The sequence below is a fragment of the Sporocytophaga sp. genome, from assembly GCF_017745095.1.
GTDB lineage: Bacteria > Bacteroidota > Bacteroidia > Cytophagales > Cytophagaceae > Sporocytophaga.
The window spans coordinates 108,664-134,433 of sequence record NZ_JAGHZZ010000006.1 but is presented as its reverse complement, the minus strand read 5'-3'; the positions used below and the strand labels follow the sequence as shown (position 1 = coordinate 134,433).

General features: G+C 36.6%; 24 protein-coding genes. 6 read left to right on the top strand and 18 right to left on the bottom strand.

Annotation, left to right across the window (positions count from 1 at the left end; genetic code table 11):
* Positions 1 to 48: 48 nt before the first annotated feature.
* From J7604_RS10950 to J7604_RS10940, 3 genes are read left to right on the top strand one after another with little or no spacing between them, the layout of a single operon-like run.
* A complete protein-coding gene (locus J7604_RS10950) occupies positions 49 to 915 on the top strand; it encodes a hemin ABC transporter substrate-binding protein (protein WP_293895523.1) in 867 nt (288 codons plus the stop codon).
* Positions 908 to 1,948 (top strand): iron ABC transporter permease, encoded by a 1,041-nt coding sequence (locus tag J7604_RS10945; RefSeq protein ID WP_293895520.1) that lies wholly within the window; start codon positions 908 to 910, stop codon positions 1,946 to 1,948. The genes J7604_RS10950 and J7604_RS10945 overlap by 8 nt, the downstream gene beginning before the upstream one ends.
* 2 nt (positions 1,949 to 1,950) lie before the next feature.
* A complete protein-coding gene (locus J7604_RS10940) occupies positions 1,951 to 2,730 on the top strand; it encodes a heme ABC transporter ATP-binding protein (RefSeq protein WP_293895517.1) in 780 nt (259 codons plus the stop codon).
* A gap of 122 nt (positions 2,731 to 2,852) precedes the next feature.
* Here the strand turns inward: J7604_RS10940 and J7604_RS10935 are convergent, their stop codons facing one another.
* Both J7604_RS10935 and J7604_RS10930 read right to left on the bottom strand, forming a co-directional pair.
* Positions 2,853 to 3,125 (bottom strand): hypothetical protein, encoded by a 273-nt coding sequence (locus J7604_RS10935; protein ID WP_293895514.1) that lies wholly within the window; start codon positions 3,123 to 3,125, stop codon positions 2,853 to 2,855.
* Positions 3,126 to 3,576: 451 nt separating this feature from the next.
* Complete coding sequence (locus tag J7604_RS10930) at positions 3,577 to 4,920, bottom strand: HAMP domain-containing sensor histidine kinase (protein WP_293895511.1); 1,344 nt, start codon at positions 4,918 to 4,920, stop codon at positions 3,577 to 3,579.
* 77 nt (positions 4,921 to 4,997) lie between these two features.
* On the opposite strand from J7604_RS10930, the gene dacB reads away from it, so the two are divergent.
* The gene (gene dacB, locus J7604_RS10925; protein ID WP_293895508.1) at positions 4,998 to 6,467 is read left to right on the top strand and encodes a D-alanyl-D-alanine carboxypeptidase/D-alanyl-D-alanine-endopeptidase; all 1,470 of its coding nucleotides are present in this window, start codon (positions 4,998 to 5,000) and stop codon (positions 6,465 to 6,467) included.
* Between the two features lie 214 nt (positions 6,468 to 6,681).
* On the opposite strand, the gene J7604_RS10920 is transcribed toward dacB, so the two are convergent.
* The 16 genes from J7604_RS10920 to J7604_RS10845 all read right to left on the bottom strand — a co-directional run bounded on the left by J7604_RS10920 (position 6,682) and on the right by J7604_RS10845 (position 21,235).
* The gene (locus tag J7604_RS10920; protein WP_293895505.1) at positions 6,682 to 7,656 is read right to left on the bottom strand and encodes a TerC family protein; all 975 of its coding nucleotides are present in this window, start codon (positions 7,654 to 7,656) and stop codon (positions 6,682 to 6,684) included.
* An 89-nt stretch (positions 7,657 to 7,745) separates the two neighbouring features.
* Positions 7,746 to 8,393 carry a VTT domain-containing protein gene (locus J7604_RS10915; RefSeq protein WP_293895502.1) on the bottom strand — a complete coding sequence of 216 codons (648 nt, stop codon included), beginning with the start codon at positions 8,391 to 8,393 and terminating at the stop codon, positions 7,746 to 7,748.
* A gap of 33 nt (positions 8,394 to 8,426) precedes the next feature.
* Positions 8,427 to 9,815 (bottom strand): NADH-quinone oxidoreductase subunit N, encoded by a 1,389-nt coding sequence (locus J7604_RS10910; protein ID WP_293895499.1) that lies wholly within the window; start codon positions 9,813 to 9,815, stop codon positions 8,427 to 8,429.
* A 3-nt stretch (positions 9,816 to 9,818) separates the two neighbouring features.
* Positions 9,819 to 11,285 carry a NuoM family protein gene (locus J7604_RS10905; RefSeq protein WP_293895496.1) on the bottom strand — a complete coding sequence of 489 codons (1,467 nt, stop codon included), beginning with the start codon at positions 11,283 to 11,285 and terminating at the stop codon, positions 9,819 to 9,821.
* Positions 11,285 to 13,201 carry an NADH-quinone oxidoreductase subunit L gene (gene nuoL, locus J7604_RS10900; protein WP_293895493.1) on the bottom strand — a complete coding sequence of 639 codons (1,917 nt, stop codon included), beginning with the start codon at positions 13,199 to 13,201 and terminating at the stop codon, positions 11,285 to 11,287. Before nuoL ends, J7604_RS10905 begins: the two co-directional genes overlap by 1 nt.
* A 16-nt stretch (positions 13,202 to 13,217) precedes the next feature.
* A complete protein-coding gene (gene nuoK, locus J7604_RS10895) occupies positions 13,218 to 13,532 on the bottom strand; it encodes an NADH-quinone oxidoreductase subunit NuoK (RefSeq protein WP_028982175.1) in 315 nt (104 codons plus the stop codon).
* An 18-nt stretch (positions 13,533 to 13,550) separates the two neighbouring features.
* A complete protein-coding gene (locus J7604_RS10890) occupies positions 13,551 to 14,054 on the bottom strand; it encodes an NADH-quinone oxidoreductase subunit J (RefSeq protein ID WP_293895488.1) in 504 nt (167 codons plus the stop codon).
* 2 nt (positions 14,055 to 14,056) lie between these two features.
* The gene (locus tag J7604_RS10885) at positions 14,057 to 14,587 is read right to left on the bottom strand and encodes an NADH-quinone oxidoreductase subunit I (protein WP_293895484.1); all 531 of its coding nucleotides are present in this window, start codon (positions 14,585 to 14,587) and stop codon (positions 14,057 to 14,059) included.
* 7 nt (positions 14,588 to 14,594) lie between these two features.
* Complete coding sequence (gene nuoH / locus J7604_RS10880; protein WP_028982172.1) at positions 14,595 to 15,638, bottom strand: NADH-quinone oxidoreductase subunit NuoH; 1,044 nt, start codon at positions 15,636 to 15,638, stop codon at positions 14,595 to 14,597.
* The gene (locus J7604_RS10875; RefSeq protein WP_293895478.1) at positions 15,616 to 16,584 is read right to left on the bottom strand and encodes a 2Fe-2S iron-sulfur cluster-binding protein; all 969 of its coding nucleotides are present in this window, start codon (positions 16,582 to 16,584) and stop codon (positions 15,616 to 15,618) included. Before J7604_RS10875 ends, nuoH begins: the two co-directional genes overlap by 23 nt.
* Entirely contained in the window at positions 16,581 to 17,939 is a 1,359-nt protein-coding gene (nuoF, locus tag J7604_RS10870) for an NADH-quinone oxidoreductase subunit NuoF (RefSeq protein ID WP_293895475.1), read from the bottom strand. Before nuoF ends, J7604_RS10875 begins: the two co-directional genes overlap by 4 nt.
* Positions 17,939 to 18,472: an NADH-quinone oxidoreductase subunit NuoE gene (gene nuoE, locus J7604_RS10865; protein WP_293896069.1), complete on the bottom strand. Its 534-nt coding sequence runs from the start codon at positions 18,470 to 18,472 to the stop codon at positions 17,939 to 17,941. The genes nuoF and nuoE overlap by 1 nt, the downstream gene beginning before the upstream one ends.
* A 100-nt stretch (positions 18,473 to 18,572) precedes the next feature.
* Positions 18,573 to 19,781, bottom strand: coding sequence for an NADH dehydrogenase (quinone) subunit D (gene nuoD / locus J7604_RS10860; RefSeq protein WP_293895472.1), 1,209 nt, complete (start codon positions 19,779 to 19,781; stop codon positions 18,573 to 18,575).
* A 5-nt stretch (positions 19,782 to 19,786) separates the two neighbouring features.
* A complete protein-coding gene (locus J7604_RS10855) occupies positions 19,787 to 20,290 on the bottom strand; it encodes an NADH-quinone oxidoreductase subunit C (RefSeq protein ID WP_293895468.1) in 504 nt (167 codons plus the stop codon).
* Positions 20,290 to 20,826 (bottom strand): NADH-quinone oxidoreductase subunit B, encoded by a 537-nt coding sequence (locus J7604_RS10850; RefSeq protein WP_028982166.1) that lies wholly within the window; start codon positions 20,824 to 20,826, stop codon positions 20,290 to 20,292. The genes J7604_RS10855 and J7604_RS10850 overlap by 1 nt, the downstream gene beginning before the upstream one ends.
* 28 nt (positions 20,827 to 20,854) lie before the next feature.
* Entirely contained in the window at positions 20,855 to 21,235 is a 381-nt protein-coding gene (locus tag J7604_RS10845; protein WP_293895463.1) for an NADH-quinone oxidoreductase subunit A, read from the bottom strand.
* A 360-nt stretch (positions 21,236 to 21,595) separates the two neighbouring features.
* Here J7604_RS10845 and J7604_RS10840 point away from each other — a divergent pair, with 360 nt between their 5' ends.
* Together J7604_RS10840 and J7604_RS10835 are read left to right on the top strand one after the other, a co-directional pair.
* Positions 21,596 to 22,912 carry a hemolysin family protein gene (locus J7604_RS10840; RefSeq protein WP_293895460.1) on the top strand — a complete coding sequence of 439 codons (1,317 nt, stop codon included), beginning with the start codon at positions 21,596 to 21,598 and terminating at the stop codon, positions 22,910 to 22,912.
* Positions 22,899 to 25,760 carry a hypothetical protein gene (locus J7604_RS10835; protein WP_293895456.1) on the top strand — a complete coding sequence of 954 codons (2,862 nt, stop codon included), beginning with the start codon at positions 22,899 to 22,901 and terminating at the stop codon, positions 25,758 to 25,760. The genes J7604_RS10840 and J7604_RS10835 overlap by 14 nt, the downstream gene beginning before the upstream one ends.
* Positions 25,761 to 25,770: the final 10 nt, after the last annotated feature.

The following is a 25,770-nucleotide window of genomic DNA, read 5'->3' as shown; positions in this document are numbered from 1 at the left end:
AAAACGAGGCATTCATTTTATGGATGCCTCTTATAATTGATATAAAATATGAAGCAACTGATTTTACCAGTTTTAGTTTTATTGGTTCTCTTTTCTTGCGGACGTTTTGGAAATGAAGCAAAAATTGAAGGGAAAAAGGAGCGTATTGTTTGTATTGCCAAACAATATAGTGAGATTATTTACGCATTAGGGGCTCAAGAAAATCTTATTGCTGTAGATGTTTCAAGTACCTATCCCGCTGAAATAAAAAGCCTTCCTACAGTTGGCTACCACCGAGCATTAAGTGCAGAAGGAATGATTGCAGCCCAGCCAACGTTGATCATTCATGATAACAATGTTGGTCCTGAGCATGTCATGTCTCAAATGGAAAAACTACAGATTCCTATGAAAACGTTTTCAAAAGCCAAAGACATTGAAGAAACAAAAACTTTGATTAAGGAAATGGGCGCTTACTTTCATAAGGAAATTCAAGCTGATTCACTCTGTAGAAAAATTGAAAATGACTTGAATGCAGCTCTAAAGGATGAAAAGCCAATTGTGGATACACCCAATGTTGTCATTATTCATTATGGAAGAGCTTCGAATGTTTACCTGGTGATGACCAAGCTAAGCAATGCCGCTCAAATGGTTACGTGGGCTGGGGGAAGAATACCTATAACAGGAGGAAAAGGTATGCAAAATATTTCGGCGGAAATTATAGCTGATGCAAATCCTGATATTATTCTGCTTACTGACTTCGGATACGATCGTTTAGGTACTCCCGAGAAGATCAAGGAACTTCCAGGTATTGCAACTACAAAGGCCGCAAAAAACAATAAAATATACAGATTCGAAGAGCATGATCTAGTTTATTTTGGTCCTCGTACAGGTGAAAATGTTCTAAAAATGAAAAAGTTAATTCATCCTGATGAATAGATTTGATCAGCAACACAGACCAGTATTTTTATTTCTTCTGTTGATTCTAATCATGCTGGCAATGACTTCTGTAAGGTTTGGAGCAGTGAATATCTCTTGGATCGAAATCTTAAGTTCAATTCAAAAGTGGATTAAATCAGAAGAAGCAACACTTAGTTTGAGGGAAAATATATTTCTTCAAATAAGATTCCCAAGAGCCATTCTTTGCATTGCGACAGGAGCGTCGCTGGCAATTGCCGGAGTATTGATGCAGGCGTTATTTCGTAATCCAATTGTTGAACCTGGGCTGATTGGTACTTCAAGCGGCGCAGCTTTTGGAGCAGCGTTATACCTTGTACTTGGATCATCAATGGAAATCAATGCAGGAGAATGGACCTTGTCCATAGCTGCTTGTATAGGGGGAATAATTGCGACACTTTTAGTAATGATGTTTGCCAATTCGAATGAGATGGCTAAATCTTCTGTGGTTGTTTTATTACTTACCGGTATCGCAATTAACTCTTTGTTTATGAGTGGGGTTGGTTTCTTATCATACATTGCAAGAGATCCACAGGCAAGGTCTGTTACATTTTGGAATCTTGGAACTTTATCTGGAGCGAGTTGGAGTGCAGTATGGGTTGTTAGTGCTATTTGTGGATTATGTTTTTTAATAGCCCTTCGTTATTCAAAAGCCTTGAATGCTCTAATGTTGGGTGAAGAAGATGCCTTAATGCTGGGCGCAAACATCACAATGCTTAAGAAAAATGTTATGGCTTTGAATGTCCTTCTGGTAGCAGTGACTACAGCTTTTGTCGGAGTCATCGGTTTTGTCGGATTAATCGCTCCTCATCTAATTAGAATTTTGATAGGGTCAGATAACAGGTATCTTATAATTGGTAGTGCAATGATGGGTGCAATTTTACTTACAAGTGCTGACCTTATCGCAAGACTTTTACTTGCTCCGGCTGAACTCCCAATAGGGGTAGTTACTTCATTTGTTGGAGTTCCTATTTTTTTATACTTATTAAAAAAAAGAAATCAATACTTCTTCTAATTATGTTGAAAGTTCATAATGTAAGTTACGAAGCAGCAGGTAAAAAAATTTTACAAGATGTTTCTTTAAGCCTGGAGTCGGGTAAATTGAACTTAATATTGGGGCCTAATGGCGCTGGCAAGTCTACTTTAGTCAAAATATTTTCAGGGTTTATAAAGCCAACAACAGGAGAAGTAAGTATTGGAAATCAAGCATTGAAGACTTATGTCAACAACGATCTTGCAAAAATGAGGGCAGTTTTGTCTCAGCAGATAGAGTTGCCTTTTTCTTTAAAAGTGTGGGATGTGGTAATGATGGGTAGGTATCCTCATTTTCATAGCAAAGCTACCAAGAGGGACTTCCAAGTTTGCGAAGAGCTAATGAAGTTCTTTGAGCTTTATGAATTGGCAGAAAGAAACTATCATACCTTAAGTGGAGGAGAAAAACAGAGAGTCCAATTTGTACGAGTTATGTCTCAGATCGACTTATTGTCAGAAGATTCTTCTGTAAAATACCTTATTCTGGATGAACCACTTACCTATCTTGACATTTATTATCAATGGCATTTTATGACCAAGCTTCGTGAGATATTAAGACCGAACCTGGTTATTGTAGGAGTAGTACATGATCTAAACTTAGCAGCTCAGTTTGCCGATAATCTGATATTAATGAAGAATGGAAAGATAGTGATGCAGGGGCCACCGGATGTTGCTATAACGAGTGAAACCCTGTATGACCTCTATAAGGTTAAAGTAAAAGTTAAACATCAGGATGATGCTCCAACGCAGTTAATTTTTTCTTAAGAAATATAGATAATTAAAGATCTCTTCAGAGAAGACAGAATTACATTTAGTAAATGTGATGCAGGTATAAAATAAAAAAGACATCATCTCTGATGTCTTTTTATTTTTTAAGATTAAGCTCCTTATTGTTTTGCAGCTGCTTTCTTAGCTGCAGTCTTCTTAGAAGCTGCTTTCTTAGAAGCTCCTTTTTTAGAAGCTACTTTCTTAGAAGCTGCTTTTTTAGAAGCTGCTTTTTTAGAAGCTACTTTCTTAGAAGCTGCTTTTTTAGAAGCTGCTTTCTTAGATGCTACTTTTTTAGAAGCTGCTTTCTTAGAAGCGGCTTTTTTAGAAGCTGCTTTCTTAGAAGCGGCTTTCTTTGCTACTTTTTTAGCAGCGGCTTTAACTACTTTTTTCACTTTTTTTAGGGTTTTGGTGTCTACTGATTTTAAAACATCTTCAAGTGATTTGAGGAACCCGTCCTCTATGATCTTGAAAAGTTCTTTGTTACTATATTTTGACATTAGTTATATAGTCTGAGTAAAAAATAAAATAACAGTTTCTTATTACTTTATTGTATTTATACTTAAAAATAATAAAAAAGTTTTTTTTTTTACAAATATATAGCAATATACTTTTTAAAAAAAATAATTTTTCTATCTATAAGATTACACATCAAGTGAAAATTTTTGACTTAATTACTTAAATAATTTTTTAAATATGTTTTTTATTGACCTTCTGTCTCCCTTTGATATCAATGCCTTCAGAGTATCTTGTGTTTTGAATATGATCATAGAGTTCATCTCATCATGACCTTTCTATATATCAAATAAAAAAAGTTAAAGCTTGAAAAAAAATTATGTATTAATATCAACTCTGAGGTAATTTTATGATAGCTCTTGTTCCTTCATCTAGTTTACTTTTCAGAATCAACTCTCCAGACAATCTCTGAATGGCTACTTTTGCAAGGTATAACCCCATACCAGTTCCAACGGAATAGTCTGATCCTTTATAAAACATTTCGAATACTCTTTCCATTTTATTTTCAGCAATTCCAAGTCCATTGTCTATAACTTCAAATTCAATAGCAGAGTTGTTTTTACTTATCTTAAGCTCAACTATTGGTTGTTGCCTTGTCTTCTTTTGAAATACAAATGCATTCAGCAACAAATGCTTTAGTGCGATTCGGAACACTCTAACATCGGTAGTAAAGGTTGGAAATGCATCAGGAATGGATAGTTGAACATTGTCATACAACACTGGTACTTGTTTCCTGATTTCATTTTTTAATTCGGAAATAAGCTGATAAAGCTCTGTTGCTTCTTCAACTATTGGAGTAGCCTGAACCCGTGATAGCTCGAGTAAGGTGGTAATAAGTGCTTCAAGCTTATCAGAACATGTTCGGATCATGTTTAAAAAAGGAATGAATGCACTGTCTTTCAATTCATCTGCTGCAATATCAAGTACACCATTCAAACTAGTAAGAGGTCCTTTGAAGTCATGTGAGACCTTATATATGAAGTTATTTATATCCTCTTCTTTCTTCTTTAGCTCATTCTCCTTTAAGGAACTATTAGCCTGAGGCAATAGGGTAATAATATTATGATCAGATACAGAAAGTATGGACACTATATAATCAGTATTCTGTCCATTGAGCTTTAGTTGAAGTGCTATTAGGAAACAATTCCCAGTAGAAAAGATACCTTCATGGATAAAATTACCATCTTTATCTATTAATACATCTTTTAAATCCATTCCTATTATTGTTCTGGATAATGCAGGGTTTACCTTCTCAAATGCTTTGTTGTAAGATGTAATCTTAAGAGATGAGTCAGTTATGATGATGGGATAAATGTATTCCTGAATTTTATTCTGAACTTCGGAAGCGGTAAAATCTGGTCTTATCAAACCATTAAGTGAAAAGGAATTTCCATTATCGTTTAAGGTAACTGTCCATTCAATCTCAAGTATGTCTTTGCTATATTTATGTTTGAGGATTATAACAGAAGGATCATTTTTTTCAACTATTGAAAGAAAGGAAGTAAAAAGTTTAGCATATTTATCCAGACATGAACTAAAGAAGTTTGAAGAGGTTTGGAGATTGCCTTCCAATAAGATAGTTCTGCATGCGTCATCAACTTTCAGAAATGTTCCGTTGACGTCTATCAGGCAAGAGAGCCTCGTCTGTTCTATATGTCCGTTAGATTTTTCCATATGCGGTAAAAGGGAAACTCTTCAGTTTGTAACTTGTTTAATAATATTTGAATTAACTCAATTAATCGTTAAGATAAATGATTGCAAGAATATTTCCAGTATTAACAATTGGTTTGTTTTTTATTTTAAGCTGTGCATCAGGCCAGGGCGCATTGACAGAATTGAAGAAATTGTCTGAGACAAATGATTTGAGGAGGGGGAGTATTTCTTTTTATGCTCATGAGTTATCTACATCTAAAACGATTCTCAATTATTATGGTAATAAACTCTTGATACCTGCATCTAATCAGAAATTACTGACGACAGCTGCTGCATTGAGTATTCTTGGACCTGACTTTACATTTAAAACTTATCTGGAATACGATGGTCATATTAGTAATAAAGGAGTACTTGATGGAAATATTTACATTAGGGGAGAAGGTGATCCAACATTTGGAAGCGGTAGGATTTCTTCATCGGAAGCATGGAGTGAAGTACTGAATAAAATTTGTAAAATTTTATCTGAAGCAGGCATTAAACAGATCAACGGTAGTATTATTGGAGATGCATCGTGGTTTGAATATAATTCTATCCCTGACTATTGGATATGGACAGATATCGGCAATTATTATGGTACGGGGGCCTATGGTGTGAATGTAAATGAGAATACTTATAAGCTTTTATTAAAACCAGGAAAAGCAATTGGGGATTCTGTCGAAATTTTGGGAACAGATCCGGTAATACCTAACATTCATTTTCTCAATTCTATTAAAACTGCAACAGAGGGAAGCGGCGATAATGGTTACATTTATGGAGCACCGTTTACCAGTCTGAGGGTAGTATCGGGGACTATACCTAAAGGTTTAAATTTTTCAATTAAAGGATCAATGCCCGATCCTGCATATTTTGTGGCTTCAGGTATAAAGGATGCTCTAGTGAAAAGTAAAATAGAAGTAACCCAACCCGAAAGGTCTATATATACTTTTAATGGCCGGCCAATAGCAGAAAGAAAGGTTATACACACATTTATTTCCTCTCCTTTGAAAGATATAATAAAGGAAACCAATGTCAATAGTCTTAATCTTTATGCTGAATCATTATTAAAGACGATTGGTAAAAAGTTATATAATGAAGGTTCTACTAAAGCCGGAATAAAGGCATTGCAGGAGTTTTGGAATTCGAAAGGAATAGATCCATCTTCAATTGTTATATTCGATGGAAGCGGACTTTCTACATTCAATTGGGTATGTTCAGAAGCATTCAGTCAAGCGCTTTTACAAATGAGTAAAGAAAAGTACTATGCTGATTTTTATAACTCGCTTCCTGTTTCAGGAGTGAGTGGTACTTTGAAAAGAGTTGGGAAAGGTACTAAACTGGAAAATAATATGAGGGCCAAAAGCGGTAGTATGAAAAGGGTCCTCTGTTACTCAGGCTACATTAGAAATCCAGAAACCGGAAAGGAATATTCATTTTCAGTAATGGTGAATAATTTTGAATGTACTGCTTCTGCTTTAATACCAAAACTTGAAAAAATTCTTCTATTACTTCAGGCTGGTCAATATAATTAATCTTGATCTGAATAGAATAATGATTATATGAGTCAAAGATCTTAATGAAAAACAAAAGATTCTTGACTAAGTAATTTTATCAAAGGAATTTCAAGAAGAATAATGAAAGGAAGGGGCTAAGCCAAGATACATCAGTCAAATCTTAGATATAGATCTATCAAATAGATATAACTTCTGGAAAACTATAAAATATATAACTGTTTTTACAGTCGGCTTACTTATTTTCATTGGCTTCAACAGATTCATCTTTAGGCTCTTCATCATTATGGTCCTCTTCTTTTTTAGGGAACCAAATTGAAAAAAGAATTGAAAGAGTCAGTATTCCTGCAACTATCATCAGGGCATACTTCATATCAATTTCAAACCATCCGCCAGAATCACCGACAAGCTTTATACCTATAAATACTAAAATCAATGAAAGTCCATAATTGATATAATGGAAAAGCTGCATTATTCCTGCAAGGGCAAAGTAGAGAGATCTTAGACCTAATAATGCAAAAACGTTAGAAGTATAAACGATGAAAGGATCTTTACTTACAGCAAGGATTGCTGGAATTGAATCAACTGCAAATACAACATCAGTTGTTTCTACCACAAGGACTACTATGAATAAAGGAGTTGCATATAATTGACCATTTATTCTCGTAAAGAAATCGCTGCCATGATAATTCTTGGTTACTCTCAAGAATTTGTTAACCAATAATATAATAGGATTTTTTTCCGGATTGATTTCTTCATCTTTTTCAAGGGCCATTTTAGCACCGGTAAAAATTAAAAATCCTCCAAGAATGAACCCCATCCAGTGAAATTGATTAATGAGAGAAACTCCGACAACTATAAAAAATGCTCTGAGTACCAAGGCTCCAATGATTCCCCAAAACAAAACTTTTCTCTGATATTCTGCAGGGACTCTGAAGTAGTTAAATATCAGCATAAATACGAAAAGATTGTCAACGCTTAAAGATTCCTCAAGCAGATAACCCGTAAGGAATTCAAAAGCAGCATTTTTACCCTTCCACCAATATACAAATATATTAAATGCTACAGCTAGACCTATCCAAAATGCAGACCACCACAAAGCAGATTTAACACTCACTGTCTGGGTTTTTTTATTCAGAACAAACAGGTCCAGAATCAGAAGGCCCAGTACAAAAACATTAAAGATTACCCAAAAATAAATGTTATCCATTAAGTTGATTGGTCAGCAAATACCCTAATAAAATCCAATAAAATTAACCAAAAGAACAGACATTGAAAGTAAAATAATTAAAAATTTTTTCAGACCTGTTCGTTAGCTTTCTTAACTTTTCTTCTTTCTGTAAGGTAGGTTTTTATAACAGGAATCCAGGTAATGACTACAATTCCTCCTATAAATAATTCAAGATGCTCTTTAATTTGAGGGAACATTCTACCTAAAAAATAACCTAGTAAAAGCATTGAAAAGACCCAAAGTATTCCACCTATTATATTATATGTAAGAAACTTTTTGAAGTCGAATTTTACAACTCCCGCGAAAATGGGTGCGAAAGTTCTGATAATTGGTAAGAATCTTCCCATCACTAAAGCCAAACCTCCATATTTAATAAAGAAGGCTTCAGCAGCCATAACATATTTCTTTTTAAAAAGGAGAGTATCTTTTCGGGAAAGTAATGCTTCTCCCATTTTTTTCCCAAAGGCATATCCCGCTAAATTACCAAGTACTGCAGATAGTGATATCGTACCTAAGAGCAGGAGAATAGATGTATTCAAGATGCCTGTTGCACAGAATATTCCTGTTGTAAAAAGTAGTGTGTCTCCTGGAAGAAAAAAACCAAAAAACAAACCGTTTTCTATAAATACAACTAACAGGATTAAAGTTACACCTCCAAACAGAATCAGTTTCTCGGGATCGATCAATTGCTGAAAGAGGTGTACTATAGAATCCATGTATTAATAAACTATTTGATTAAACTTCTGTCTTTAGGTTAAAGACTTTATAGCATCAATAAACAGGCCAGGAGTAACTCCAAGAAGAATTATTAGGCACCCAATTAATACTAATACAGCTTTATTTATAACAGTAAGTTGTATTGATTCTGTTTCAGATTCTCCAGAATACATTGAAATAATTACTCTGAAATAATAGTAAACGCTTATTAAAGAACCTAGTACAGCTACAATTACCAATGCCAAATACCCTTGTTGCAGAACAGCTGAGAACAGATAAAATTTAGCAAAGAACCCGACAGCTGGAGGAATTCCTGCCAATGAAAGCATAGAAATCACCATTATTACAGCAAGTAGAGGATGTGATTTTCCTAAACCACTGAATGATTCGAATGTATCACTGCCTTTTATCTTAACTACATAATGAAGAACTGCAAAAGCACAAAGTGTTGATAGTGCATAAGAGGATGTATAAAGTATCAATGCATTCTGACTTTCGTAAGTTGTAAGAAGGATAGTCATTAACATGTAACCCGCCTGAGCGATACCGGAGTATGCAAGCATTCTTTTTACACTGGTCTGATATACAGCAAGAATGTTTCCTGTTAAAATTGTAAAGATAATAATAACAGACAGTGTAGATCCCCATTGGTGAATTAGAGGAGCAAATGTTGTATTGAATAATCTATAGAAAGCTGCAAATGCTGCCGTTTTTACAATGGTTGCCATGAAAGCGGTAATCACAAGTGGCGATCCTTCATAAACATCAGGTGTCCAGAAGTGGAATGGTACTGCAGAAACTTTGAATGCAAGACCAATCATCACCATAAATATACCAGTATAAAATAAGATAGATACAGAACCTGAATTATTAGATGCAATTAGCGCAATTTCGTGGATATTGAATGTTCCGGTTGCTCCATATAAAAGAGCAATACCAAACAATAATATACCTGATGCAAAAGCACCCATGATAAAGTACTTTAAAGAAGCTTCATTCGAAGACAATTCATGTTTTCTGCTACCTGCAAGGATAAACATTGGAATAGAAAGGATTTCGATTCCAAGGAAAAGCATTGCCAGATGGGTAAATGATACCAGTACAATTGTACCGGTTAATGCAAACATTATCAGTGAGTAATGATCTGCCTGATTGAATTCATTTGAATCATACTGATCTTTTGAAATAAAAAACCAAACAAGAGCCATCAGGATTATCAAACCAGAAAATACTCCTGCATAATGATCGAATACAACCATATTCGGGAAATACTGATATGCAGAAGTTAACTCAGATAGGTTTACACAAAATACACCTGTAAGGCCAAGAACTAAAATTGTCCAAAGGTATTTTCTGAATCCGAATATCTCGGATAACATTGAAACGATGCCAAGTAATGCTGTTAGAATTAATGTTTTCATCGGTTATTTCAAACTTAAAGATGTCCCTGTTCCTTTGATTAATGCTTTAACTGCTGGTCCCGAAATTTCAAGGAATGTATCAGGGTAGATCCCCATCCAGAATATTAAAATGATTATTGGTATTAATACCAGTTTTTCGCTTGTAAACAGATCTGCAAATCCTGAAGTTAAGTTGTTGGTTTCTCCCAACATGATCTTCTGGAAGCTTGACAACATATATACTGCACCAAGAATTACAGAAACTCCTGCTACTGCAGCTATCCATGGATTGTACTGGAATATTCCAACGAATAGAAGAAACTCACCAGGAAAACCTCCTGTAAATGGTAGTGCTATGCTGCTGAAAAGCAAAATAATAAATGTAACAGTGAAGAAAGGCGCAACATTTCTTATACCACCTAAAGAAGATAATTCAAGAGTTTTGGTTCTATCAAATAGAACATCAATCACAAAGAACAATCCTACTACGTTGATACCATGAGAAAGCATTTGAATGATACCTCCTTGAAGACTTTCTTCTCCTAGAGTGAATATTCCTGCTGCTATCAAACCTACGTGCGCGATTGAAACATAAGCAATCAGCCTCTTGAAGTCTTTTTGCTTTATTGCAATGATAGAAGCATAGATAATTCCGATTACACTAAGAATAATTGCCGGCATTCCATAAGTGTGAGCTGCCTCTGGAACAAGTGGAAGTATCCATCTGATAACTCCGTAGATACCCATCTTTAGCATAATGCCAGAAAGAAGCATAGTTCCCTGAGCAGGTGTTACAGTATAAGTATCAGGTTGCCAAGTATGAAAAGGGAAGATTGGCATCTTGATAGCAAATGCAAGAAAGAATGCAACGAATACAAGAGCCTGGTCTGTTGAACTTAATGTACTTCCAACTGCGTAGAATTGATTAATGTCAAAAGAACCGTTTGGTGTCTGAAGATACAGATAAATGATCGCAACAAGCATTAATAAACTACCTGCTAAGGTATAAACGAAGAACTTGAAAGTGATTTTCTTTCTGTTTTCACCTCCCCAGATCAATGCAATGAAATAGATCGGAATAAGTGCCAACTCCCAGAATACATAAAATAGAAATGCATCACGGGCAACAAATACGCCTACAAGCGCTGACTGCATAATCAATACAAGCCCGTAGAAGTAGTTGCTGTTAGCAAATGTTCTTCTGAATGAAGATAGAATAATTAAAGGAATAAGAAAGGTGGTAAGCATTACCAGAAGTATGCTGATTCCATCCATTCCTACACTGAATGAAATGCCCATTGATTTAACCCATGGTACTGAAGTAGCATAAGCTAAAGTTTCCTGAGGATTAAATTGTAAGAGTAAAACCAGAGAATAAGCAAATTCAGCCAATGCAGCTACAAATGCAAATTGTTTTGCCCTGTTGTCAGGAAGCAGGAATGAAATTAAGCCTGCTACCAGCGGAAGAAAAATTAATATACTGGTTTCCATTAAAGCTTGATAATCGTGTTAAAGAACAATATTAATATGATGCCAATAACCATAGCAAACATGTAGAAACTGATGCTACCGTTTTGTAGAAATCTTAAACCTGCGCTACCTCTGTCAACTCCTTTACCCCAGGCATTTACAAAGTTGTCGATAATTCTTATCTCAAACACTTTGTAGAATATATCTCCAAGCCAGTAAAGTGGTTTTACTACCAGAGTTCTGTAGATTTCGTCGATATAGTATTTGTTGTAAAGCACTTTGTGAGGAGCAGAAAGATCTGATCCTTCTGGAGATGGAACTGCTTTTTTCGAAATATAAACTATAGCAGCAATTATAATTACCAATAAAACTGCCCCTACTGAAATTCCCATTAGCATTAATTCAGTCGAATGGCTTAATGCGTGTCCAGTATGCTGATTAATAGGTGCGATTATCGGGCTTAAAAAAGATTTAAGGAAGTTATGCCCTCCAAGAACTTCAGGAACACCTACAAAACCTCCAATTATAGAAAGAACTGCAAGTACCATCAAAGGAATAGTCATAATTAGCGGAGACTCATGTAAATGAGATTTCTGATGCTCTGTCCCTCTGAAGGATCCGAAGAAAGTTAAGAAAACCAGACGGAACATATAGAATGTAGTCATCAATGCGCCTAAAACTCCAAGTGCCCATAGGATAGGGGAGTGCTCATAAGCATGAGCCAGTATTTCGTCTTTAGAGAAGAAACCTGCAAATGGAGGAATACCTGCAATGGCAACTGTTCCTATGATAAACGTAGCGAAGGTAATCGGAAGTTTTTTCCAAAGACCACCCATGCTTCTGATATCTTGTTCGCCACTCATTGCGTGAATTACACTGCCAGCACCAAGGAATAGAAGTGCTTTAAAGAATGCGTGTGTAGCTACATGGAAAATTGCTGTTGAATAAGCTCCCATTCCAAGAGCGAAGAACATATATCCTAACTGACTCACTGTAGAATAAGCAAGTACTTTTTTGATATCGTTTTGAACCAGACCGATTGTTGCTGCAAAAAGAGCAGTTGTAAGTCCGATGATTTCAATTACTTCTAAAGTGAATGGCGCTAAAGAGAAAAGTACGTTAGATCTTACAATCATGTATATACCTGCTGTAACCATGGTTGCTGCGTGAATAAGTGCAGAAACTGGTGTCGGACCTGCCATCGCATCAGGTAACCAGGTATAAAGTGGAATTTGTGCGCTTTTACCAGTTGCTCCAAGGAATAATAGCAATGTGATTGCAATTAGTACAGGTTGAGCAACTCCTGGTTTAAAGATAGTTTGAGCCTGCTCGAAAACAGCGCTATACTCAAGGCTTCCGAATGTAACGATGATCAAAAGCATTCCTAAAAGGAAGCCAAGGTCACCTATACGGTTCATTATGAATGCCTTTTTAGCAGCATTGTTATAATCATTGTTTTTAAACCAGAATCCGATAAGTAAATATGAACAAAGTCCTACACCTTCCCATCCTGCAAACAGAACAAGGAAGTTGGATCCCATCACAAGGATTAACATGGAGAAAACGAATAGATTCAGGTAAGCGAAATACCTCGCAAATCCTTCGTCATGAGACATGTATCCGGCAGAATACAAATGAATTAAGAAACCAACTCCTGTGATAATGGTCATCATCGTAACAGAAAGCGGGTCTATAAGAAATGAAAGCTTAATATCAAGTGAACCTGCTGAAATCCAGTTGAAATAGGTGAGGGTTTCAGACTGAATGGTTCCGTTTAAAACTTCGGTTAGTAAAGTAAGTACAATTGCGAAGGATCCAAGAATACTTCCACAACCTACAAAACCAACAACGGCTTTAGGTAATTTTTTATTAGCTAAACCAATTATCAAAAATCCTATAAGAGGTAAAACAGGTATTAACCAGGCTAATTGTAACATCTTTTATCTATTTATTCTACCACTTTAATTTATTCAGAGAATTTATATCTACCGATCCTGTATTTCTGTATATCATTACAAGGATCGCAAGACCGACTGTGACTTCAGCCGCTGCAACTGCCATGATAAAGAAAACGAATACCTGGCCTGATGCATCATTATGAAATACAGAAAATGCCACAAGCAAAAGGTTTATGGCATTCAGCATCAGCTCGATGGACATAAATATGATAATGATATTCCTTCTTACAAGGACACCCATGACGCCTATCGCAAAAAGGATGCTTGCAAGAACAAGGTAGTTGTTAACTGTGTTTGATAAAACTTGCATGATCTGCTATTTCAAATATTAATGATCTTTAAGATTCTTTTTTCCTAACATCACAGCTCCGATCATTGCAGAAAGGAATAGTGCGGATGAAACTTCAAATGGAAGCAAATATTCGCTGAAAAGGATTTTGCCCAGATTTTTAACTGAACCCATATCTGCATTTACGGCTTGACTTGCTTCTGCTTGATTAAGGCCTTTTACTGCTCCCAACAATACGATCAGTAACAGCCCTCCTGAAATAGCACCCGCTATTTTAGGTAGCATAGATTTACTGGTTTCGTTAGTTTTGTTGAGGTTTAAAAGCATGATGACAAAAAGGAACAAAACCATGATTGCTCCTGCATAAACTATGATATGCACAATGAAAAGAAATTGTGCATTCAATAGAACATAATGCCCTGCTATAGAAAAGAAAGTCAATATCAGAAATAATACACTATACACTGGGTTTTTAGAAAATATAACCGCCAATGCAGCACCTATCGAAATGATAGACAAAATCAAAAATACCAACTGATCCATCGTTACTTTTTGTAAGGTTTATAAGTTTTGGGATGCGCACTTGTTCCTACTGGTTGAACAAGTTTATCTTTTCCGAAAATAAAGTTCGATCTGTCAAAGTTTGCAGGTGCCAGTTCTTCTGTAAGATATACAGCATCTTTAGGACAAGCCTCTTCACAAAGACCGCAGAAAATACATCTAAGCATATTTATTTCGTATGTCTTAGCATATTTTTCCTCACGATACAGATGTTCCTCACCTTTTTTTCTTTCAGCGGCAACTATTGATATAGCTTCAGCAGGACAAGCTACAGCACATAGACCACAGGCAGTACAGTTTTCTCTGCCTTGCTCATCTCTTTTCAGAATGTGTCTGCCTCTGTAAACCTTACTGAACTCTCTTTTTTGTTCAGGATATTGAATGGTTGGTTTTCTTTTAAAGAAGTGCTTGATAGTGATCATCATACCACCAAGTATTGCCGGAAGATACATTTTCTCCGTCAATGTCATTTCTTTCTTAACTACAACCTTTGATCTGTTAGATAAAGAGTGCATAACTGATTTATTTTAATACAACGATTAAAAGACCTGTAATAATTATGTTGATCAATGCCAATGGAATAAGCATTTTCCAGCCCATTCTCATCAATTGATCGTATCGGAATCTCGGAAGTGTCCATCTTACCCACATGAAAAGGAATATGAACATAACGATTTTCGCGAAAAGGAATGTTGTTCCTAGGATAGTTACTAGATTATGAGATAATCCTAACTGATCCATGAACGGGAAGTTATATCCTCCGAAATAAAGCGAGCTCATAATCGCAGAAGATATAAACATATTAGTATACTCAGCGAAAAGGAAGAATCCAAGTTTCATACTGCTATACTCTGTATGATAACCTCCGACAAGCTCGTTTTCAGATTCCGGAAGGTCAAATGGAGTTCTGTTACACTCAGCAAAGGCACAAATCATAAAGATTAAGAAGCCAAGTGGCTGATAAATAATGTTCCAGGAAGCTCCGGAAATACCGAATATAGAACCATTCTGCTGCTGCACAATTTCACCAAGGCTTAATGTACCAGTTGTCATTACAAGAGCTATGATAGATAAGCCCATTGCAATTTCATAACTGATCATCTGTGAGCTAGCTCTCAATGCTCCAAGAAGAGAGAATTTATTGTTCGAAGCCCATCCTCCGATCATAATTCCATAAACTCCAATCGAAACAACTGCAAATACATAAAGGATACCGATGTTAAGGTCAGTGATTTGCAGGCTGATGACTCTGTCAAATAATTCTAATGAATTTCCCCAAGGAATAACTGCACTTGTCATTAATGCAGTGGTCATTGATACTGATGGACCTAAAATAAATAAAGCCTTATCAGCATGGGCAGGTATAAACTCTTCTTTTAAAAAGAATTTTACTCCGTCGGCAAGAGGTTGAAGAATACCGAAAATTCCGGCTCTGTTAGGACCCAGTCTGTCCTGAATAAACGCAGCGACTTTTCTTTCAGCATACGTGCTGTATAGTGCGAATAAAAGTGTAATGCCGAAGACGGCTACAATTAATACTATCTTATCTATCAGAAATATTTCCATAACCTATGTTCTTCGGTGCATCTACTTTTATTCCCTGTAAATATTTATTTTGAGCCTGAACAGAATTTCTCTGAATCGGAGCAGGTCCTTCTACAGTCCAGTCGCTGGCTAATTTTTTGTCAAATCTACAATCGTTGCAAATGAAATCTTCTACTTCTCCGTACTGATCTTTTCTTGCTGTTACTCTGAAAACTTCATCACCTTTCATCCAGACGGTAGTTTTTCCACAGCATTTATCGCAATTACGATGAGCGTACATAGGTTTTACAAACCAAACTCTGCTTTTGAAGCGGAAGGTTTTATCTGTAAGAGCTCCGACCGGACAAACATCGATTACGTTACCTGAAAAATCATTTTCGATTACGTTTTCAATGTAGGTGCCAATTTCGGCAGCATCTCCTCTGTTAAGAACGCCGTGAACGCGTTCATTAGTGATTTGATTAGCAGTGAAGACACATCTGTAGCAAAGAATACATCTTGTCATGTGCAATTGTATCTTGCTACCGATATCTATTTTATCAAAAGATCTTCTTTCTTCTTCGTATCTGGTCTTCGCAGAACCATGCTCAAATGCAAGATCCTGTAAGTGACATTCACCAGCCTGATCACAGATAGGGCAGTCAAGAGGGTGGTTTATTAATAAGAATTCAACTACACCTTTTCTTGCTTCAAGAACTTCAGGAGAAGTAATGTTTTGTACAACCATACCGTCCTGAACAGGAGTGGAGCAAGATGCAACCAGTTTCGGCATTGGTCTTGGATCTTTAGCAGAACCGGCAGATACTTTTACAAGACAAGTTCTGCATTTTCCTCCTGAACCTTTAAGTTTAGAGTAATAACACATGGCAGGAGGTACAAGATCGCCTCCGATTTGTCTGGCAGCATTCAGGATCGTTGTTCCTGGTTCTACCTCTGTTTCAACACCATCTATAGTTACCTTAATCATTGTAATACAGTATTTAATTCTCTTTTATAATCCACACTATGTGCAAATGGACTATGTGCTACTTTTTCAGGAAATTTAACATGGTATTCAAACTCCTCTCTGAAGTGTCTGATGTGACTTGCTACAGGCCATGCTGCAGCGTCTCCAAGTGGGCAGATTGTATTTCCTTCAATCTTTTTAGCAATGTCAACCAATAGGTCGATATCACTCATTGATCCATGTCCGTGTTCTAGTCTGTGCAACACTTTTTCCATCCATCCAGTACCTTCTCTGCAAGGACTGCACTGACCGCAAGATTCATGATGATAGAATCTTGTAAAGTTCCATAGATTTCTTACAATACATGTAGTCTCATCCATTGCGATAAATCCACCTGAACCAAGCATAGAACCGCTTGCAAAACCTCCTTCAGAAAGTGATTCGTAGCTCATTAATCTAGCTACACCTTCTTTGGTTTTGTAGAACAGTTCTGCAGGTAAAATAGGTACAGAAGAACCTCCAGGTACAACAGCTTTAAGTGTATGTCCGGCTCTGATTCCACCGCAATACTCGTCAGAATTTAGGAATTCGTCAACAGGCAGACCCAATTCGATTTCGTAAACTCCAGGTTTATTCATATGTCCGCAAGCAGAGATCAGTTTTGTCCCTGTAGATCTGCCAACGCCAATTTTAGCATATTCATCTCCACCCATGTTAATGATAGGAACTACTGTTGCCAGCGTTTCCACATTGTTTACCACTGTAGGGCAGTTGTATAGTCCTGATATAGCAGGGAAAGGAGGTTTCATTCTTGGATTTCCTCTTTTTCCTTCGAGTGACTCAATCAAAGCAGTTTCTTCACCGCAGATATAAGCACCACCACCTGGCTGAACATAAATTTCAAGATCGTATCCTGATCCAAGAATGTTTTTTCCTAGGAAACCGTTGTGTTTAGCTTCAGCAATGGCATTCTCAAGAATATCCACGATCCATCTGTATTCGCCACGGATGTATATATAAGTAGTATTTGAACCTAAGGAATAACTGGAAACGATTAAGCCTTCAATAAGAAGGTGAGGAATGTATTCCATTAAAAATCTATCTTTGAATGTACCTGGCTCACTTTCGTCAGCATTACATACAAGATATCTTGGTTTATCAGATTTTCTATCCAGGAAACTCCATTTCATACCGGTAGGGAAACCGGCACCACCACGTCCTCTTAGTCCTGATTTCTTCACTTCTTCCATCACGTCGTCAGGAGACATGGTTTTCAGAGCTTTTTCAACTGAACGGTAACCGCCATTTGCCCTGTAAACGTTAAAGGATTTAATCCCCGGAACGTTTATATTTTCTAATAATAATTTCCTGGCCATTAGATCTCGTATTTATTATCAGGATTAAAATCTTCTTGTCCTAGTCTTGCAATAATTTTGTCCATCTTTTCTTCTGTAAGATGTTCATAATAGAACTTACCGATCTGAGCCATCGGAGCATATCCGCATGCACCTAGACATTCAACAGCTTTCAAAGAGAACTTATTATCTACAGTAGTTTCACCTACCTTTATACCCAGTTTCTTTTCAGTATATTCTATAATCTGATCGGCTCTGTTATGCATACAAGGACCTGTTCTGCAGAACTCAATGAGGCATTTGCCAACAGGTTTCAGGTTAAACATTGTATAGAATGTAGCAACCTCGTAAACCTCGATTGGCTTAATGTTCAGCAGAGTGGCCACATAATCCATTACAGGAACTGAAAGCCATCCGTCAAACTCTCTTTGCGCAAGATGGAGAATAGGAAGTAATGCAGATTTTTGTCTGCCTTCAGGATATCTGGAAATGATCTCCTGAACCTTTTTCAGCTTTTCTTCTGAAAATTTGATTTCTGATTGTACTGCTCCCATTGTATTTGCTGTAGGCACATAGTTTTTGTCCGAAGGAAAACCGTACAAAAACTTTTTACTCAGTTTATATTAAACTCAAATTTATTAAATCTTATTGAAATCAGGCATCCATTTCACCTGCAATCAGGTTAAGGCTACTCATGGTCATAACAGCATCAGAAATTGTTGCTCCTTTGATCATTTCACCATAAGCCTGATAGTAAACGAAACCTGGTCTTCTGAAGTGCAGTCTGTAAGGCATTCTACCACCGTCACTGATCAGATAAAATCCAAGCTCTCCGTTTGCACCTTCAATGCTATGATAAATTTCACCTTTAGGTACTTCAATTTCACCCATCACAATCTTGAAGTGATAGATCAATGCTTCCATGTTGGAGTATACTTCTTCTTTTGGAGGAAGGTAGATATCTGGAACTTCTGCATGGTAAGGGCCTGCAGGTAGTTTCTCCAGTGCCTGACGAATAATGCTTAGGCTTTGCCAAACTTCTTCACTTCTTACCATAAAACGGTCGTAAGTATCACCGTTTGTTCCAATAGGTATTTCAAAGTCAAAATCTTGGTACGAAGAGTAAGGGTTCATTACTCTCACGTCATAGTCAACGCCGGCAGCTCTCAAATTAGGACCTGTAAATCCATAGTTTAATGCTCTTTCGGCAGAAATGGCTCCCACGCCAATGGTTCTATCCATGAAAATTCTGTTACGATTAAACAGATTTTCCATTTCTTTCCATACTAATGGGAATTCCTCAAGTAAGGTTTTTATTTTAGCAAAGGCTGCAGGAGTGAAATCTCTTTCCAAACCTCCGATACGGCCTATGTTTGTTGTAAGTCTAGCTCCGCAAATCTCTTCAAAAATCTCGTAGATTTTCTCCCTTTGCTGCATTACATAAAGGAAGCCTGAATAAGCGCCGGAGTCAACACCAAGAATACTATTACAGATCAGGTGATCGGCTATTCTTGAAAGCTCCATGATGATTACTCTAAGGTATTCAACTCTTTTCGGAACTTCAACACCAATTAATTTCTCAACAGTCATATGCCAGCCCATATTGTTGATAGGAGCAGAGCAGTAGTTAAGACGATCGGTGAGAGGAGTAATCTGATAGAAAGGTCTTCTTTCAGCCAGTTTTTCGAAAGCCCGGTGGATGTAACCAATTGTAGATTCAGAATCAACAATTTTTTCTCCATCCATCTTAAGAATATTCTGGAATACACCGTGAGTTGCTGGGTGAGTAGGCCCAAGATTCAGTGTAGTCAGTTCACTCTGGTCGGTAACTTGAGTATTAGTGTTGTTAGGTTGTGTAAGCATAACTGTTATCTGCCAAACAAGGAATCGTCTTTATCCGTTCTCGTTGAATCTTCTAATGCATATTCTTTTCTCAAAGGGAAATAGCCAAGATCATCAACATTTAAAATTCTTTTCAGATTTGGATGTCCTTTAAACTGGATACCAAAAAAGTCATAGGTTTCTCTTTCCATCCAGTTTGCACCTGAGAAAACCGGAGTAGCAGAATCGATTACAGGATCATTTTTAGGAAAAAATGCCTTTAATCTGATTCTTTTATTTTTAGGTAAGTTATGCAAATGATAAACAGCCCCTAGAACTTCTTCCGGTGCTGTGAAGTGTACTCCTGTGATATCTGTCAGAAACTGGAATTCAAGTTCCTGATCATTATAAAGAAATCTTAGAATATCGAGTAGAGATTCTCTCTTAATTGTTAAGGTAAGTAAATTGTATGGTTCTTCGACCTTAAGGATGGCATCACCAAACTTCTCAGTAAGTTTTTCCTGTATCCTCTGGTGGGTTAGTTCTTCCATTATTCTATTCCGTAAGAAGCCAGTAATTGTTTGTATTCAGGAGTATTTCTTCTGTTGAGTGGTTCATTTTCCACCAACTCCTGTATTTTCATAAGTCCGTCAAGTATCTGTTCTGGTCTTGGAGGGCATCCAGGAACATAAACGTCAACCGGGATAATTTTATCTATTCCTTGCAGTACACTGTAAGTATCAAATATTCCACCGCTGGAAGCGCATGCACCAACAGCCATTACCCATTTCGGTTCAGCCATTTGTTCATATACCTGGCGAACGATTGGTCCCATCTTTTTAGCGATTGTACCCATCACCATCAGAAGGTCTGCCTGTCTTGGAGAAAAGCTTGGTCTTTCAGCTCCGAATCTTGCAATATCGTAGTGAGAGCCCATGGTAGCCATAAATTCAATACCGCAACAAGAAGTTGCAAATGGTAAAGGCCATACAGAATGCTTTCTGGCAAGGCCAACAGCTTTGTCCAAGCTAGTAGCAAAGAAGCCTGGTCCGTCAAAACCGGCAGGTGGGTGAACTATATTTGCCATAATTTAGAATGATTCTAATGTTGATAATTTAATCCCATTCAAGGGCACCTTTCTTTATTATATAGACAAAGCCTATAATAAATGCACCCATGAAAAGTAACATTTCAAGAAACCCGTCGATTCCCTCTTTTGCAAATTCTTTAAAATTTACAGCCCAAGGGTAGAAGAAGATTACTTCAACATCGAACAGAACGAAGAGTGTAGCAACCAGAAAATATTTGATAGAAAATTGCATTCTGGCGTTGCCGACAGAGTCAATTCCGCTTTCAAATGTTTCGGTTTTATGTTTGGTAGATATTTTGGGACCAAGAATGTAGCTGGCTAGAAGACTGACGCTGACGAATCCAGCGGCTACCAGAAATTGAATTGCAATTGGGAAATAAGGACTGGATAATATTTCTTCCTTCATACTTCTTTTTTAATTGGTTTTAATTTCATTTTGTCGAATGAAATTGTAATTCTTAAAGGACAGATTGTAACTAGTAATGAGATTTTGTTGATGTTTATGAAAAAAACAAGATCCAGAATAGTTTTATTCTTCATAAGATTCAGCGTAAAATTATACAATTTCTTCTACAAAAAAACATTTTGCACAAAATTTTGGCACACCCCTTATTACAGGAAATAATCCTAAATAGTTTCAGAGAATAAATAATTCACGAAATTTTTCTGGGATAATTTATATATACATATTTTTGCATTCTGACTTCCTTAAATCAGGTAAGTTGTCAGAGAATGGATATGCACTAAATATCATTCTCTATCATTTATGCTATTAGATGTTTTCTATACCTTATTACTTGTCTTTTTAAACGGGTTTTTCGTCGCCGCTGAATTTGCAATTGTTAAAGTCCGATCTTCTCAATTAGAAGTAAAGGCGGCCAGTGGAGATAAAACAGCGGACCTTTCCTTAAATATTCTCAAAAACCTAGATGGTTATCTGTCTGCCACTCAACTAGGAATTACCCTTGCTAGTCTTGGTCTTGGTTGGATTGGCGAAAGTGTTGTTACGAGAATTATTCTGAATATAATAGAATACCTAGGACTAGAACCTAACGTAGACCTGGCTCATAAAATTGCCCTTCCGTTTGCATTTGCTATAATTACCGTTTTACATATTGTATTCGGGGAGCTTGCTCCTAAATCTATTGCCATTCAGAAACCGGAAGAAACGACTTTATCAGTATCTTATCCATTAAGGTTTTTTTATATTGTATTTAAACCCTTAATCTGGATATTAAATGGTTTTGCTTCCCTGATTTTAAAAATGTTAGGCATCAATATGTCTGACATCCATGAAATACACTCCGCTGAGGAACTTCAATTAATTCTGGATCAGGGAAAAGTTTCCGGTGCAATACAGCCAAGTGCTCATGAGCTGATTAAAAATGTGTTCAGCTTTAACCTGATTACTGCCAGACAAATTATGGTTCCTAGAACCAGTATCAATGCTATTGATGAAGATACTTCTCCAGAGGAGATTTTGGATAAGGTCATTAATGAAGGTTATTCAAGAATGCCTGTTTATCGGGAAACTATAGATAATATCATTGGGCTAGTATATACCAAAGACTTGCTCAAAATGATCAACAAAAAGGAAGATATAAACCTTCAGAGAGTTATAAATCCACCTTATTTTGTTCCCCAAACAAAGAAGATCAGCGAGCTTTTAAAGGAATTGCAGGAAAAACATCTCCACATGGCAATAGTTACCGATGAATTTGGAGGTGTTGCCGGTATTGTGACCATTGAGGATATTCTGGAAGAACTGGTAGGGGAGATTCAGGATGAGCATGATGAAGAAGCTCCCTTTGTTGAAAAAACCAATGAAGAAGAATTTGTTGTCAACGCTCTTTCTACAATAGAAGATGTGAATGAGTATCTTCCTATTCCGTTGCCTAAGAGTGGAGATTATGACACAGTGGCAGGTCTTGTAAATAAGGTATTCGGAAGGATACCTGAGTTGAACGAAAAGATTAAATTTGAAAGGTACGAAATCTCCATTTTGAAAAAATCAAAACAGAGTGTATTAGTAGTTAAAATGAATCTGCTCGAGGAGGAAACTGAAGACAATGAGGAAAAATAACGCATTCCGGAGAATCGTTATACTTTTATTTTTTTTCTTTACAATCTTTAGTACTGCCTATTCTCAATATGTAGAAACCGGGCAGGATCCCTCACGCCTAAGGTGGAAACAAATTGTTACAAAAGATTTTCAGGTTATATACCCTGTTGAAATTGAAGAGGAAGCTATACGAACTTCCCGATCCCTGGAGAAGGTCTATCTTTATGTTTCGTATAGTCTTAACCATGAACCTAAAAAAATATCTGTAATTCTCCATCCTCAGTCAAGTGTATCTAATGCTTTTGTAGTTTGGGCTCCAAAGAGGGCTGAATTTTATACCATTCCTGATCAGGATATCTATCCGCAGAACTGGATAGATCAATTAGCATTACACGAATTCAGACACGTAGTACAACTTGATAAACTTAATCAGGGACTCACAAAGATTTTATATTTCCTGTTAGGCCAGCAAGCGATAGGTGCTATTGCAGGTCTTTATCTGCCTCTCTGGTTTTTAGAAGGTGATGCAGTGGTCACAGAAACTGCTCTGTCCAATACGGGAAGAGGCAGACTGCCTGAATTCACCATGCCTCTGAGAACTCAGGTTTTGCAACGAAAAATTTATAGTTATGAGAAAGCCTATTTCGGTTCTTTCCGAGACTTTGTTCCTAACTATTATTATCTGGGGTATCAGCTGGTAGGATACACAAGAAATAGGTATTCTCCTGCTGTATGGAGTAAATCAGTTAACAATGCTGCCAGAAGGGCTTATAACCCTATGCCTTTTAATCAGGGAATTAAAAGAACTACGGGATTATCTAAATGGAAGCTTTATGACTCATGTATGTATTTTTTACGTGATCAATGGATACTTCAGAAAGATTCAACCATATTGTTAGGCAATCTGGATACAATACATTTTAATGACACCAAAACTTTTACAAGTTATCGTTTTCCGCAATACTTATCTGATGGAAAAATTATAGCTCTAAAGTCCGGTCTTGGCGATATTCAACAATATGTCCTTACCGAGCCCGGAAATAAAGAAAAAACTATATTTGTACCAGGTTATTTTAATCCGCAGATACTTTCTGCATCTCATAATAAAATTGTTTGGGCTGAATATGGATTTGACAAAAGATGGAGCAATAGAATTTATTCAAATCTTATAGTTTTTAATGCTGATAAAAGAAGGAATAAAAGACTAAAACTAACTAGAAGGAAACATCTCTTTGCTCCGGTTTTTTCAAAGGATGGAAGTATGATTGCTGCTGTTGATGCAAAGCAAAATGGTAAGTATTGTGTTTCCATTTTTGAAAGCCAATCAGGTAAATTAATCAAGGAAATTTATCATCCGGAAAACGACTATCCGATAATGCCTGCATGGAACAATGATGGGAGTAAGCTTTATGCAATTATGCTGGACGATGAGGGTAAAAGGATTGATGAAATTTCAATCAGTACTTCTGAATTCAAAACTCTATTCAGATCCGGTTATAAGGATATATCGCAGCCAGTAGTGTCTTCTAATCATATTTTTTTCAGAAGTGTATATTCTGGTATTGATAACATTTATGCCTTTCGTTTAAGTGATTCTTCGGTGTTTCAGGTTACATCTGTAAGCTATGGAGCATTTGATCCTTGTTTAAATAGTAGTCAGGATACTCTATTGTTTTCAAGCTACACGGCAAACGGATATTATGTCTCCAGTATTCCAATAGACACTGCAAATTGGATAAGCCTGAACAATATTAAAGATCAATCAGTAAAGCTTTATCCTGAATTAGCAAAGCAGGAATTGGGTATTCCTTTGCCTGATCTCAATCCGGATTCAGCTGCAGAAGGATCAACAATTAAAAGATATAGAAAAGGTACACATCTATTCTATCTACATAGCTGGGCACCGCTTTATATCAATGCCAATACTTATGAAGTGAATTCGGGTGTAACATTATTTTCCCAAAACAAATTAAGCACAGCTATCAGTAAATTAGCATATCTGTACAATTATAGCGATAGAACAGGTACTGTAGAAGGTTCATTTGTTTATAAAGGTTGGTATCCTGTTTTGTCCATCGCTGCTTCAAGAGGACAAAGACTAGGACTCGATACGACAGGTAATGATGCTGTATTTAAATTTCAGGAAGATAAACTGGCTTTATCAGTTTCTGTACCATTGAATTTGACAAGAGGTAAATATGCTCAGGCGATCACTTCGACGGTTTATAATTACACATCACACTATTACAGGAATAATGAAACACCTGCATATTTTAAGACAGGGGTTAAAAATATTTTCGAATATGACTTGAGAGGATCTAGGTATCTGAAGATGGCGCCAAGAGACCTGTTGCCAAGGTGGGGACAATCATTCAGATTGAACTACAGACAATCACCGTTTGGTAAATTTGACTATGGTAATTCTTTAGTAGGCCAGGCAACCCTATTATTCCCGGGGGTGTTGAAACATCATAGTATTAGAATTGATATTGGCAGGCAAATAAATGAGAATGGAAGTTATATTTTCTCAAATTATCTTTTATATCCCCGAGGCTATTTTAGTCAGGTCAACCAGAAGTTTTCAAGGATTATTTCAGAATACAGGCTACCACTTTGTTATCCCGATTGGAAGGTAGGGCCGGTTCTTTATTTAAAGAGAATAAAAGCTTTATTATTTTATGATTATGGTGAAGGGAAATATAAAGGAAATTCAAGATACTATAATTCTACAGGAGTTGAATTTACTGGAGATATGCATTTATTTAATTTTGTGGCTCCAATCGAATTAGGAACCAGAGGAATTTACTTTCCGAGTGATCAAAGTTTCAGCATCGAATTTTTATTTAATATAAATTTTTCAGCTCTTTAATTTAATTGTT

Excerpts from the sequence above, each read along its gene's own strand:
- J7604_RS10910 (WP_293895499.1), bottom strand. The coding sequence starts at position 9,815 with ATGAAAACATTAATTCTAACAGCATTACTTGGCATCGTTTCAATGTTA.
- J7604_RS10940 (WP_293895517.1), top strand. The coding sequence starts at position 1,951 with ATGTTGAAAGTTCATAATGTAAGTTACGAAGCAGCAGGTAAAAAAATT.
- nuoD (WP_293895472.1), bottom strand. The coding sequence starts at position 19,781 with ATGCTTACACAACCTAACAACACTAATACTCAAGTTACCGACCAGAGT.
- J7604_RS10930 (WP_293895511.1), bottom strand. The coding sequence starts at position 4,920 with ATGGAAAAATCTAACGGACATATAGAACAGACGAGGCTCTCTTGCCTG.
- J7604_RS10945 (WP_293895520.1), top strand. The coding sequence starts at position 908 with ATGAATAGATTTGATCAGCAACACAGACCAGTATTTTTATTTCTTCTG.
- nuoK (WP_028982175.1), bottom strand. The coding sequence starts at position 13,532 with ATGCAAGTTTTATCAAACACAGTTAACAACTACCTTGTTCTTGCAAGC.
- J7604_RS10850 (WP_028982166.1), bottom strand. The coding sequence starts at position 20,826 with ATGGCAAATATAGTTCACCCACCTGCCGGTTTTGACGGACCAGGCTTC.
- J7604_RS10950 (WP_293895523.1), top strand. The coding sequence starts at position 49 with ATGAAGCAACTGATTTTACCAGTTTTAGTTTTATTGGTTCTCTTTTCT.
- J7604_RS10920 (WP_293895505.1), bottom strand. The coding sequence starts at position 7,656 with ATGGATAACATTTATTTTTGGGTAATCTTTAATGTTTTTGTACTGGGC.
- J7604_RS10915 (WP_293895502.1), bottom strand. The coding sequence starts at position 8,393 with ATGGATTCTATAGTACACCTCTTTCAGCAATTGATCGATCCCGAGAAA.
- J7604_RS10845 (WP_293895463.1), bottom strand. The coding sequence starts at position 21,235 with ATGAAGGAAGAAATATTATCCAGTCCTTATTTCCCAATTGCAATTCAA.
- J7604_RS10840 (WP_293895460.1), top strand. The coding sequence starts at position 21,596 with ATGCTATTAGATGTTTTCTATACCTTATTACTTGTCTTTTTAAACGGG.
- J7604_RS10885 (WP_293895484.1), bottom strand. The coding sequence starts at position 14,587 with ATGCACTCTTTATCTAACAGATCAAAGGTTGTAGTTAAGAAAGAAATG.
- nuoH (WP_028982172.1), bottom strand. The coding sequence starts at position 15,638 with ATGGAAATATTTCTGATAGATAAGATAGTATTAATTGTAGCCGTCTTC.
- nuoE (WP_293896069.1), bottom strand. The coding sequence starts at position 18,472 with ATGGGAGCAGTACAATCAGAAATCAAATTTTCAGAAGAAAAGCTGAAA.
- dacB (WP_293895508.1), top strand. The coding sequence starts at position 4,998 with ATGATTGCAAGAATATTTCCAGTATTAACAATTGGTTTGTTTTTTATT.
- J7604_RS10875 (WP_293895478.1), bottom strand. The coding sequence starts at position 16,584 with ATGATTAAGGTAACTATAGATGGTGTTGAAACAGAGGTAGAACCAGGA.
- J7604_RS10855 (WP_293895468.1), bottom strand. The coding sequence starts at position 20,290 with ATGGAAGAACTAACCCACCAGAGGATACAGGAAAAACTTACTGAGAAG.
- nuoL (WP_293895493.1), bottom strand. The coding sequence starts at position 13,201 with ATGTTACAATTAGCCTGGTTAATACCTGTTTTACCTCTTATAGGATTT.
- J7604_RS10835 (WP_293895456.1), top strand. The coding sequence starts at position 22,899 with ATGAGGAAAAATAACGCATTCCGGAGAATCGTTATACTTTTATTTTTT.
- nuoF (WP_293895475.1), bottom strand. The coding sequence starts at position 17,939 with ATGGCCAGGAAATTATTATTAGAAAATATAAACGTTCCGGGGATTAAA.
- J7604_RS10890 (WP_293895488.1), bottom strand. The coding sequence starts at position 14,054 with ATGGATCAGTTGGTATTTTTGATTTTGTCTATCATTTCGATAGGTGCT.
- J7604_RS10905 (WP_293895496.1), bottom strand. The coding sequence starts at position 11,285 with ATGGAAACCAGTATATTAATTTTTCTTCCGCTGGTAGCAGGCTTAATT.